The organism is Enterocloster sp., from assembly GCF_057861365.1.
The window spans coordinates 1-12,657 of sequence record NZ_DBMACH010000030.1; the positions used below are offsets into that span (position 1 = coordinate 1).

The following is a 12,657-nucleotide window of genomic DNA, read 5'->3' on the forward strand; positions in this document are numbered from 1 at the left end:
GGCGGAAGCTCTTGGCATCATCGAAAAAGGTAATTTCTTCGACAAAAAGAAGATTATTATAATAAAGATCGAAGATAAGATTTACACGGCGGCTATTACGACTTCCGAGAAAGGGACCTTAATCTCGTTTATCTAAATTTAAATTGAGAATATATATTTAAGCATTGAAAGATTGCACCCATCCTTCAATGCCCAAACATATTCCGATTATTCATAAGGATTGATAATCTCCGTGAAAGTCTTTTCCTCGACTAGCGTACCATCCACCATAATTCCGATCGAGATTTTTGACTTGGATTCATCATCCAGTTTCACCGTAAGATGATAGCTATGCGAAGGCTCCAAGGTCAAAACGTTCGAATAGGTATGAGGTTCCTTCTCGCCGGGTAAGGTGAGACTGACGGTATATTGTAAGGCCCTCCCCACCGCACCTACGTTGAAATAGGCGGTCTTGTAGCTATAGTTGTTCTTGTTGAAGGTAAAGCTACGGCTCGACGCGTCGGCGGCGTACAGGGTGATAGCGTAATCCGAGAGGTTTTTCTTGATAAAATCGCTGAACTCGACATTTACCGAGGAGTTTGCCAAGGCACATTTCAGCGTTACTTCCGTTGGCTCCACGGGTTTGACAGTAAACGAGGTTTTCCCCGCCAAACGAGCCTGCCCCCAACCGCTATTGGTACGCTCTGCCTCACTCTCCGTGCAACTCTCTGCCGTAAGGAGATAGCCGGAGCCAGCGCTACAAGTGATTGGAGCACCGGCGATATCGCCATATTTACGGGAGGAGAAAACTACCGTCTCGCCACGGGAAAGGCTCACGTTGAAATCCTTTACATCAAAGCCGGACAAGGCACGGGTAACAATCTCGATTTTCGAGGTATCGACTACGGATAGCCAGATCTCGCCCTGCTCTTCAGCAGGCGCAAGCTCTTCCTCGCTCGTGCAAGAGACGAGCAACAAGAAACACAGGACGGATAATATATATAGGATTCGCTTATTCATAATTCAATGTTATGTTTTATAATTCATAAGAGAATATCAAGTTATCAATTGTCAACATCGCACCACGAGAACAACATTCCTCCTTATTTACATAATTAGTAGTCTTTATATCTCCCTCATTCGTATGATTAGAAGAAGAAATCATAATATGAAGATCTGTAGCTTTTAAATCGTAACGAGAATAAACTAATGGAAGCGAGAATTCTGTATATTCACTCGCCACAACCAATTCAATATTACCAGAAGCTATAACCGTAGTACCATTCAATACTTGAACGGTTACAGAACCCTTCTCTGCAGTATCCTGAGAATCATTCACATATTTATAAAAACCTTTAAGACTAACGGGGCGAGAGAGAAAAGCAACACCTTCATTGTAAACTTCCGAACCATTATTATAACTATAAGAGCCTAGAAAGAGTTTTCCGGCAGAACGATTGCTGACTGAAGGGACATTACTACAATAATAATTACTATAAGAAGTATTTCCTGTCTGCTTCTTATCAGCGATAGAGGCACCACTATGATCCCAAGCAACATTACGTATGACCATCGCATTATCTCCGTTTTGTGCAGACAGCTCCTTATAAATATCTGCCGTCGAATCATAAGGATTCTGCCCAATACCCACAGCTTTAGCTTCAGGTTGATGTGAAAGCCAATTTAAAGATGTATTAAACGTAGATGGAATCATATACCATGAATTTTGATTAGAAGAAGCAGTATTATATGTTTTTTGGTTAACACTAGCCCAATTAGCAGGTTCAGAAATCTTCATAGAGAGTGTTGTTTGAAACCACTTCAAAAACACAGCAGTCACTATAGACCATCTTCCCCCTTGATTTATAGTTCCGTTAATCGTCTCCTTCAACTCCTCAAAATCCCCATTAGGAACAGGAGCTGCATCCTCTGTAGTTACCGTCTTGGTATTACTGCTATATACCGCTCCAAAACGAGAGCGAAGCGTATATCGTGTGGAAGGTTCAAGACCCTTTATCACCAATCGATCATCAACAGTAGATTCGGAGGGGATCCAAGTCTGTCCATCAGCGGAAGCCTCGTAAACGATATTGGCGAGTACCTTATCTGTCATCTCCTGATGGGTAGTCATGTTATCCGCAGTCATAGGGGTTATATAAATGAATTTACTCCAGACATCGTTTTCCTTCTGATCTGGAATAGTGAAGGCAGGAAGATCAGGATCACATACAACTATATACCGGGTCTTCGCTACGAGATTCTTATATTGCCAAGTATGAGATACGCCTCCTCCTATTTGATTGGTACCGATAAGTTTCAACTCGTAAGTAACATCCCCAGCAGGTAAAAAGAAATCCTTATCATTTTCTAATCGGGCCGGTTTTTCCCCCGCCACTCCGAGAGTCAATTCATAACTTCTAAACTGAGCGATCAACTCATCCAACATACGGGGATGGAAAACAGCTTGTAGAAGAGAAGCTTTAATTTCAGCTTCCGTATCAGTGTTTGGAGCGATGGTAACCGAAGTCTCTCCATAAAAAGCCGGTGTATAAGACAATGCTGTTGGATCACCATAACTGGCTTTCAACAAGTAACTTCCCACAGAAAGAGTACAATGAGTAGTTCCGGGCTGTAAAATCTTTACTGTCAAACCATTCGATGCACTCACTACTTCAATCGTAAAATCTGTAATTTCAGGAAGATCCTCTTCCGCCAGCGAAGCCTTCGTCTGTACGTCGCCGACAGCAGACTCCACCTCGATCCCGGTGAGGAGCAAGCGTCCTTCGCCCTTGCCTCCATCACGGTTAAGAACCTCATCGGCGCAACCCGCCATCATCCAGCAAAGGGTGGCCAAGGTCATTATCTGTCGTATCATCTTTCTCATATCCTATATCAATGCTTTTTATTCATAAACCAATTCCATCTCGTCTATCCAAAGGGTACTGCCTTCCCCCCCGATGAAGTAATCACCGTACTTGCTAGCCGCCGCCACGATGACGATATATTTGGGCGTACGATTCGTCGCACGATATTCCAAGGGTATCTCAATCTGCTTATAGCTCGTGGTAGACTGTCCGCTGATGAACTCGCCATAGGCGATGATATTACGGTCGTTCTTGTCGAAGACCTGCCGGACAGAGGGCTTGGTACGGATCTCGTAAGGCTCTGGCTTATCCGAGAGGGCGATATATATCTGGCAAGAGTCCGGACGGCCCCGAAGGTTTTCCAGACTGCCCACATCCTGCCCGATACGATTGATCGTGGTAGAGGTATATTTATATTGGAACTTGAGGGAGGTAGGGAATGAGGTGAACGGACGGCCCAATTGCAGCACGCCATTCGTGCCGTCCAACGCGAAATCGCCCGTGAAGATATTCCCGGCCCCCAGCTTGATCACGGCGTCCTTGGATTCCAGCAAGGCAGCTTTCCCTGACACGCTCTCGGTCGTAGGCGTCGTCAGGTTACCGATGAAAGCCGCCGCACCCGGGTTGCCGGTTCCCCAGAAGGAGGTTCCACCCGAAGGCCACGGATTCCATTGCTTGCCGTCTTGCGACCAATCCTCGAAGCCTCCGTTTGTCAAAGCTACCTCGCCGGCGGTGGTAAACGAGCCGCTGCCCGTCTGCGCGTTGTCTACGCTGATGCGATAATCATAGGCCGTACCGCCCCGCAGCCCGCCGATCGTAGCGGTGAAGGAGGTACCCGAGGTCTTCACGTCCGCCGTCGTGCTCCACGCGGAAGCCGTCTGTTCCTTATATTCCACCACCGGGGTCTTGCCGCTTTGCACAGAGCCGGTAAGCGTGGCTTTCGTCACCATGGGGAAGACGCTAGACGAGGTAGAGGCACCGCCCTCGCTTTGCTCTATCACCACTTTCCATTCCTGCCATACCTCCTCGCCGGCACGAGCCGCATAAAAAGTCTGCGGATAGGTGAAGTCGCGCACGGTAGTAGGATCGGGCGTGACACGTCCGTAGGCCCCGCCAAGGTTAAGCGTACGAATCTTGATGTTGGAAAGATCCTGATCCGCGCTCACGTAGATCATGGCTACACGACTAACAGGATCTACCAAGTGATCCACCATACCGTCTACGTCTACCGTACGATCCACGATCTGGCGTACGGTAAGTGTCCATGGATTATCTTGGTAGGTACGAACGTTTAGTTCAAGCGACGTAGAGAGGTCGAGCCGCGTATTGGCCGATAACGAGAGGCTGTCGAGCGAGGCGAAATCATGAAAAGGGAATTTCTCCTTATCGTCGCAGCGGGCAGAATCCAGCTCGATCGTAGCGTCGCGGGGATCAAGTATGAGGCGCGTCAGTTTCAGCCGCGACACGTCTACGGAGTCGTTCACGTAAAGCGTCACGGTACGCGCCGTGCGGTCTATGTCCACGCCGGATGCCACCGTCCCGTCTTCCGAGGCGCGCAGGCCCTCCACCACGATCTCGCCGATCGTACCCTCCACCAGCGGGTAGGGTATATCGTTCTCGATACACGAGGCCAGTCCCAATAAGGCGACTAGGCTCGCTATGCGTAAATTCTCTTTAAGCATCAATCGTTGTATCTTCATTCAATTAAATTTTCCCTATTAAAGATAGAAAGTCATACCTATGTTGATCGAGAATAGGTTGATCTTGAAATTACCGGAGGAGACGCGCTGGTGGCCCTCCTCTATCTGGTTCGTCTTTTGATCGACCCACTTGAAATCGAATCCCATCACGCCAACCGATACCTCCACGGCCGACCAGTCGGTGATGAAGGCCGTCATCCCGGGGGCGATACCGATCTGCAGGTTATGCGACGTCTGGTAGGAACCGTCGTAGGTGGTGCCCGTACCGGTGGAGTTCTTGCCCGTACCGTATCCATAGGTCAGGCGCGCCTCATTGAAAAGGCCGAATATCTTGCTGCGCCCGATAGGCATATAGGTGCGCAGGAAGCCGGATACCTCGTACTTATGCTCCAGATAATAGAGGTTGTCGAGGCTGATGTTGAAATCCTCGCCGAGATTCAACTCGAAGTTCTTCAAGTCGAGGTAGTCGCGGTGGTAGGCGAAACGCATGCCCGCAGAGATGTTGTTGCGGAAGAAGTAACCCACGTAGGGACTGACACCGAAGTTGTAGCCTTTTCCCTCCACGTTCTTCAAGACGAGGAAGTTCAGATTCCCCTCATCGTGCTCGGAGTAGGAAACAGTTCCTCCCGCCATCCACGTACCTTTCGGGATGAAGACGGTCTCTTGCACTTCTCGGTCGATACGATTCATGGCTCTCTTGCCACGTTGGGCCCAAGTCTCCCCTACGCAAAGGGCGCAGAGGAGGGCCAGACAGATTAGTTTATTTATTCTCATTTTTCCTATTCTAGTCATATTTCATCGGGAGATTCGGAATCCCCTCCCCCACCGGGCTCCGGCGTGCCGGGTTCGGCGGGTCCAGAGGGCGTGCCCTTGGAACGTTGCTTGTAGGCGGTTCGTACCTGGGCGAAAAGATGAGTCGCGTCACGAACAAATACGCGCGCCTCTTCCGAGGGTTGCAACAGGCTGGAGGCATTGGCCAGTGCGCACATATCGTCCAGCAGGTCTTGCGCCTCGGAGGACAGCTCCTTGGAGGTCACATTCTCTGTGCGTACCGATCTCGATTTGTCGCGTAGGGCGGCCAGCTCGGCATAGCGATCGTTGAGCCGTCGTAGCTCGGCGATGTAAGGTGCCAGTTGCAGAGTGACTACCGAGTCGGCGAACTCGGGCTTCGCTAGGTCGATAAGCAGGCCATTGATCACCTCCGTCTCCTGCGCTGTGGGCAGGTTGGCGAAGTCGCGGTAACCGCGCAAGGCGGGTTCCATCCGTTGGGCGGCGGTACGCTCGGCGGCAAGGGGCAGCTTGGCGTAATCGAGCACGCGGCGGACTATGTAGTTACCCGCCGTATCCCGATCGGCCTCCACTTGCTGCATTTCCGGGGTCTCCTCCGAGGAGGAGGCTTGCATCGTCAGTTCGGTCAGCTCATCGATAATGCCATTCATACGTGTCACCTGTCCGGCGGAAATGTTTAGCGCGGGCACTCCGCTATCGGCTAGCAACGAGATCTCGTCCGGCGATTCGGAATCGGAGCCGCTCGGCATCAGTTTCATGTAGCGTTTCAACAGACTTAACTTCTCGGCCTTGTTCAAGTTACCTAACGACATCGGAGGAATCAATGTGAATGTACCCATAATTCGATTTTTTTTGAAGGTTATTATTCGTTTGTACCCGTTCGAAGGGTCGAAAAGCCCATTCCGGTTTCCAAAAATGGATTTTGAGGAGTCGAGAGCCGTTTTCCCGCTTCAGGAGGTGGATCTCGAGACCTCGAAATGTATTTTCTTGTCCCGGGAAAGCATCTCGAGCCCCCGAAAGGCATTTACCGGTCTTAGGAAATGGATTTCGAGGGGTCGAAACGGGTTTCGCGAATATAGGGAATTATTCCCAGATAGTAGGCGTTCCGTCATAAATGAGGGAAAGATCGTCTACATATAGGGTGCTTCCCGCGCCTCCGGTCATGTAATCGCCGTATTTACTGGATGAGCAAACCACGATGATATGGGTGGGCTGATCCGTCAGGTTCTTATATTTCAACGGGATGTTGAACTCCACGTAGCCATCGCCCTCCGTAGCCGCCCCGGAAGGGAGCTCGCCGTAGGCGATGATGTTGGGGTCGTCCTTAAAGTCGATGAATGTACTTTGATCCTTATTGTCAATCAGATAAGTCTTCTTTGCCAAGGCGATATAAATAGCGCACTGGTCCAATGTCTCATCTTTTACAATAGTTACACCTGATGGAGCATTCTTAACAATATTTATTGCTACAGGTGTATATTTATAAAAACCTTTTAGCGCAATAGGCCGCGAAGTAAAAGGTTGACCAAAATTGACAGTCGCACTCTGAGTTAATATACTAGCTTTGCCAAATGTACCCGTATACAAACTGGCCGCAGCAAATATACCCAGAACTTCTCCAGAAGTGAGTTTCGCGGCCTTCCCTCCTTGCGTATGAACAAAATCCGTGGTAGCTTCTGTCGGGGTCAAACCTCCTGCACTAGCACCCTTGTTACTCGTATCCCAAAATTTGGTACTCGCATCAACATTAGGAAATGGAACTTTATCTGAAGTAGACCAATCATCTAAAGAGCCATTTTGTAAAGAGATCATATCTTCCGTAGTAAATTCTCCCTTGGCAACCTCGATCTCTCCATCGGTTAAATGATATTCATAAGCTACAGCGGAAGTCAATCCCGTTAAAGTAGCCGAGGCGTAAAATTCAGCAGCATTGACCGTGGTCACCACATCCATCCAAGTATCCGTATTCTTTGGACGATACTGGAACTTCAAAGATGAAAGCTCGCCGGAATCAAGCGTTATGTCAGTAGCCATCAGATAAGCGAGCTGGCTCCACGGGTTCGCAGACAAGGTAGCGCCGCTCTTCGCGTTCGGATCGATCGTGAAGTCGTAGGTGTACAGGTTCATCGTAGGATCTACCGTTACGGTTACATTTCCCGTGCCGGTAGCCTGATTCTTAAAGTTCAATATATAATGATCTTTCGCGCTGACCTCCGAGATTTTTTGCTCCTTGGAGTTCGTCTTTCCGGCAGCTGAAACAACCGTATAAGCAACCGTCAGGTCGGAAACCGGGAAATAGGCCACACTCGTACCTTTCGGGTCGAAATCCACCAGAGTGCCCGAAGCGGTCTTTACCTGCACTTTGATGGAACCATTGCCCAACTTATCCAAGAAAGCCTGCTCGAAAGCCACCGTCACCTTCACGTTCGCCAAGGAGCAAACCAACTTGGCTGTCGCTGTCTTGCCTTTCTCGATCGTCACCGTCGTCTTGCCCGTGTAATAGGCACGATCCGCTCCGGCATTGCCGTCCCATCCGTTGGAAACGGCCTCGATGGTATATTCACCTTGCTTCAACGAGAGTTCTTTACCCTCCAAGTCCGCCGTATGGTCATTCGTCTCAAACTTCGTCACACCAGCCGAGTTCTTGATCACCACACGCATCTGCTTAGATTTATAATCAGCCTTCGTGTTCACCTCCGCGCTTTGCTCCAAGGTCACACGCAAGTAGCCTTCGTTTCCCTGTGTGCTCAATTCATCACCTTGACAAGAATAGAAGAAAACACCGGTTAAAAGCAATAATATAAATTGATATGTTTGTCTCATACTTCTATTCCTCCTTTTACTTTACTATGATAGATAAAACGGTCTCGTCATTAACATTTCCATCATTATCTTCTAGACGGATCTTAAAGACATGGCCATTAGCAGAAGTTGTCGTTTGATAAATACTTACCGCTTGAAAGAATTCGCCTAAGGGGAATTGGTAAGAAGTAGCGCCAGCAGCAGGAGCTTTCAGATTAGGAGCGATCATCTTTATTAATGTCATTACCGGACTGCTATCAGTCGCATCGACAAACTCTACTCCCTTGCTAAAATCACAACCATTATTTATTAAATCCTCGTCATTGATTACCGAACCAAAACCATCATTACCTGCCTCTATAATCACTTTCATACTTTTCAGTCCTTTCTCACTCGTAATAGTGGCTATTGCCTCCGCTTTTTTATCCGTATCATCCGGTAGCGTATAAGTAGTTAGAGGTATTGAAACTTTTATAGCGGAAGGATCACTCGGATCCACCGGACCCTCCGGCTCATCATCGTCATCGTCCACCACCGGCACGCCTACGGAATCCTCTATTCCATTCCACGTCACCTCAGCAGAGATCTCGATACCCTGCAAACCATTCGGATTTTCCGGATCATAAGTGCCCGGCTTCATCGTGATGGCCAACGCGTCGCCACCCAGCCAGTCGGAGCTCTCGGCCGAGGCGGGCTTCGTGATCACACGGCTCTCGCGTATATCCTTATTATCCTTATTCTTTCCCACGAAAGAGACTGTTATCTCCTTTACGCCCTCATCTAGCATCCAATAGAAAGCGGAGGGTTGCGCGAAAGCCTCCGTTCCAGAGTAGGTAAGCACCTTGCTCCGCATACCGGCCTTCACCGTGATCGACCAGCTAGTAAAGGAAGTCTGCATTTCCGTGGAATAAACAAGCTGTATCTTCGTATTTTCCATCTTACAAGTAACGGTGACATCGGTAGCCTCACCTTTCTTCACGGCGAAAGAGGTGCTTCCACCATAGTAAGGATCTGTCTCTGTCGGACCGCCCGGCTTATGGGCATACATCGTGTAGCTGTCTACCGGAAGTTCCACGGAGGCATTCGTAGGATCGTAAGTAAGGGTTTTGTAAACGCCCGTGCTGTTACTGATCTCCACGATATATCCCGTGGCGCTCACCGATGGGATAGACTCTGGAGTTCCGGGGTTAGCATCGGCCTTGGTCTGCACGTCGTTGTTCTTCGCGTCTACAGCTACCCCAAGATTCAGCAAGCCCATCTCGGAGGAGCCATCCTCTTTCCCGAGGATCTCGTTCTTCATCTCGCAGGAAGCCAGCCCCATTACTAGAAGGCAACCTGCCATTATCGTATATTTTATATTCATCATTAAATTCGTTCTACTGGTTTTACATCCTAATAACTATTAGAGCCAATCGGAAGGGATCTCGATATCGATAGGCTTATCGTTCGTGGAATCATCGAAAGTAATCGTGATGCCTACCTTGCCGGTGGTATCCTCTACTTTCGGGTTGACAGTGATTGTCCACATGCTGCCCCACTTCATCTCGCGGGTCAAGGTATTGACCTCGGCCTTCGTTCCATCTGCCTTCTTGGTAAACTGGAAAGTCGCCGTCACGTTCTCCCCGGCCTCGGCCAGCTTCACGTAAAGAGGATCCGTATCCCCCTTCGGCCAGATGATCGAACCGTTCTCACCTGCCGCTTGGGTAGAGAAATGAACGGCGTAATCAGAGAAATAAGTAGCCATCGTATCGCCAAATTTCACTACCAGCTTTCCGCAGGCCGGCTTACAAGCCACATTTACAGCCGCTACCTTATCGCTATTCACGTCGAATCGGCTAGAGCCATACATATAGATACCGTTACGGGTGGAGGCATTCACGTTAAACTCTTCCCCATCAGAAGCTACTACCGTGTAAGAGCCGTTGCTCAACTCGATCAAACCTGTGGGCCTTTCCGAGTATTTCCACTCACAGCCCGATACCACATGGCCTTGCGCGTCCAAGATTTTCACCTTGTAATCCGCAAGGGGACGATCCGTCAGGTATGTACTCTCATCGACAGCTTTCGTCTTCGTATCAAAGACCGTCTCGGCGGCAAGGTCTAGTATTACCGCACCTTTTCCGCCCATAGCCTGCGAGCCTCCCTCCTCGGAGGAGCAAGCGCTCAACATTAGGCCTCCCGCCAAGGCACAGACCATTTTTACTAATAAAGTCCTCAATTTTCTCATGCAAAAATTTATTGATTTCTGTTTCTTTAATTTACCTAATAAAAAGTGTACAAAAGAACGACTTCGTTAGGAATCTCACAAGGTCAATTTTTATTATTACCTATTCTTTTTTTTAGATTCCATTTTATACAACAACAAGAACAAAGCGTCTTACGATTATCTTCTGTCCTGTTTTTATTCTTCATTATTCTATTTATTAGATTGAGTCCAAATAAAAATATCCTCAAAAAAACGTATATTTGCCATCAAAATTACGTAAGAATATGGAAAATGACATCCCTAAAATAGACCTGCCACAAGATTGGGTAATAGGAAAACTCTCGGAGAAAGACATTGGATTGCTGAATTTATACGCTAATTATCCTTGTCGACTAAAGGCGGGAATATTCGTGTTATGCCTAAGGGGAGAAGTGGAAGCATCTATAAATCTGACGCAATTTAAAGTAGAGGCCGGGAGTTTTATTACGATTCTGCCGGGTACGATTTTCCAGATTCATAGAATGGATAGAGATCTGCAAATTTATTTCATGGGATTCTCGTCTGATTTCATCAATCAAGCGAATATCAATAAATCGGTCATGGATATGCACTATGCCATAAAAGATAGTCCTGTTTTCAAACTAAAAGAAGAAGCCCAATCATTATTGAGAGATTATTTCGAATTGTTGATCAAGACATATCAGTTTTGTGTCTCGCAATTAAACAGGAGTCTCATCAACCACCTGTTTTCCGGAATATTAATGGGAGTCAGCATCATGTATAAAGATAAGACAACAGACACGTCCAATCTCTCTAAAGCCGAAATTATCAGCAAGAACTTCACTCAATTAGTCATGCAAAACTATACCATGCAACGATCCGTTGCATGGTATGCCAAGCGGCTTGGCATCACACAAGCGCATCTAAGCAGCATTATCAAACAAACTACCGGAAAAACTTGCATAGAGATCATAACCTCCATGGTAATCATGGACGCTAAAGCTCAACTGAAATCAACGAACCTTTCCATCCACGACATAGCCTATACGCTAAATTTCACGAATATGTCTTTTTTTGGAAAGTATTTCAAGCGGTATGTGGGCATGAGCCCACAGGAGTATAGAAATAGTTAGTCGATACTCACATTCCCCAATTCTCCCTATCCAAACTCCTATACTGTATAGCCTCCGCCAAATGCCGGACTTCGATATGTTCCGAATTATCCAAGTCCGCTATCGTGCGGGAGACTTTCAGGATACGGTCATAGGCACGGGCGGAGAGGCAGAGACGTTGCATGGCGGTTTTGAGGATGGAGAGGCCGGAAGCGTCGGGAACGGCGTACTGATGGAGTAGCTTGGAGTTCATCTGGGCGTTGCAATAAATACCCTCATAAGCGGCAAAACGCCTTTCCTGGATCGCACGGGCTTTTATGACCCGCTCACGGATAGCGATACTAGGCTCTGAGGACTGTTGCTCGGATATCTTCTCGAAAGGGACAGGGACAATCTCTATCTGGATATCGATACGGTCCAATAAAGGGCCGGAAATGCGGTTCATATATTTCTGGACGACTCCGGGAGAACAAAGGCAAGGACGGTCCGGATGGTTGTAGTAGCCGCAGGGACAAGGATTCATGGAGGCCACAAGCATAAAGCCGGCCGGATATTCCACCGTGAAACGGGCACGGGAGATATTGATCACTCGATCTTCCAATGGCTGCCGCATGACTTCCAAGACACTCCTGTTAAATTCCGGCAACTCATCCAAAAAAAGGACACCATTATGAGCCAAGCTGATCTCTCCCGGCTGCGGGAAAGTGCCACCTCCTACCATAGCGACATTAGAGATCGTATGATGGGGAGAGCGAAAAGGACGTTGTACCATCAAGGAGGTGCCACCTCCTATCTTACCGGCTACGGAATGGATTTTAGTTGTTTCCAAGGACTCATGCAAGGTAAAAGGGGGCAAGATCGTGGGGAGACGCTTCGCCAACATGGACTTGCCACTTCCGGGAGGGCCTACCATGATCAGATTATGCCCGCCGGCGGCGGCCACCTCCATCGCACGCTTCACGTTCTCTTGTCCCCGGACATCGGAGAAATCGCAATCAAACAATTGCTGGCGGTCGTAAAACTCCTTACGGGTATCAATGACCGTAGGCCGCAATGTCGGTTTCCCCTCCATAAACTCCAGCACCTCTTTGATATTCGAAGCTCCATACACTTCCAGATCGTTCACTACCGCAGCCTCACAAGCGTTTTGCTTGGGTAAGATAAAGCCCTTAAAGCCTTCTTCCCTAGCCTTAATAGCGATAGGC

10 protein-coding genes are annotated in these 12,657 nt (G+C 48.2%); 1 reads left to right on the plus strand and 9 read right to left on the minus strand.

Annotated elements, in window-relative coordinates:
* Positions 1–207: 207 nt before the first annotated feature.
* The 8 genes from ACZM6M_RS17300 to ACZM6M_RS17335 form a co-directional block, all read right to left on the minus strand.
* Entirely contained in the window at positions 208–999 is a 792-nt protein-coding gene (locus tag ACZM6M_RS17300) for a DUF4493 domain-containing protein (protein WP_011966995.1), read from the minus strand.
* 16 nt (positions 1,000–1,015) lie between these two features.
* Complete coding sequence (locus ACZM6M_RS17305) at positions 1,016–2,854, minus strand: DUF4493 domain-containing protein (RefSeq protein ID WP_489490622.1); 1,839 nt, start codon at positions 2,852–2,854, stop codon at positions 1,016–1,018.
* A 27-nt stretch (positions 2,855–2,881) separates the two neighbouring features.
* On the minus strand, positions 2,882–4,543 hold the full coding sequence (locus ACZM6M_RS17310; RefSeq protein ID WP_259320171.1) for a PCMD domain-containing protein: 1,662 nt from the start codon (positions 4,541–4,543) through the stop codon (positions 2,882–2,884).
* A gap of 18 nt (positions 4,544–4,561) precedes the next feature.
* On the minus strand, positions 4,562–5,233 hold the full coding sequence (locus ACZM6M_RS17315) for a hypothetical protein (RefSeq protein WP_489490623.1): 672 nt from the start codon (positions 5,231–5,233) through the stop codon (positions 4,562–4,564).
* A gap of 98 nt (positions 5,234–5,331) precedes the next feature.
* Entirely contained in the window at positions 5,332–6,171 is an 840-nt protein-coding gene (locus tag ACZM6M_RS17320; protein ID WP_057326742.1) for a DUF6261 family protein, read from the minus strand.
* A gap of 244 nt (positions 6,172–6,415) precedes the next feature.
* Positions 6,416–8,155 carry a DUF4493 domain-containing protein gene (locus ACZM6M_RS17325; RefSeq protein ID WP_121956190.1) on the minus strand — a complete coding sequence of 580 codons (1,740 nt, stop codon included), beginning with the start codon at positions 8,153–8,155 and terminating at the stop codon, positions 6,416–6,418.
* A 16-nt stretch (positions 8,156–8,171) separates the two neighbouring features.
* The gene (locus ACZM6M_RS17330; protein WP_121956189.1) at positions 8,172–9,500 is read right to left on the minus strand and encodes a DUF4493 domain-containing protein; all 1,329 of its coding nucleotides are present in this window, start codon (positions 9,498–9,500) and stop codon (positions 8,172–8,174) included.
* A gap of 36 nt (positions 9,501–9,536) precedes the next feature.
* The gene (locus ACZM6M_RS17335; protein ID WP_489490624.1) at positions 9,537–10,262 is read right to left on the minus strand and encodes a DUF4493 domain-containing protein; all 726 of its coding nucleotides are present in this window, start codon (positions 10,260–10,262) and stop codon (positions 9,537–9,539) included.
* 362 nt (positions 10,263–10,624) lie between these two features.
* Between ACZM6M_RS17335 and ACZM6M_RS17340 the strand changes: the two genes are divergently transcribed.
* Positions 10,625–11,473, plus strand: a complete 849-nt coding sequence (locus ACZM6M_RS17340; RefSeq protein ID WP_005864065.1) for a helix-turn-helix domain-containing protein — start codon at positions 10,625–10,627, stop codon at positions 11,471–11,473.
* 7 nt (positions 11,474–11,480) lie between these two features.
* Here ACZM6M_RS17340 and ACZM6M_RS17345 read toward each other — a convergent pair.
* Positions 11,481–12,657: YifB family Mg chelatase-like AAA ATPase (locus tag ACZM6M_RS17345; protein WP_489490625.1), on the minus strand; the 1,177-nt coding region annotated here is incomplete at its 5' end.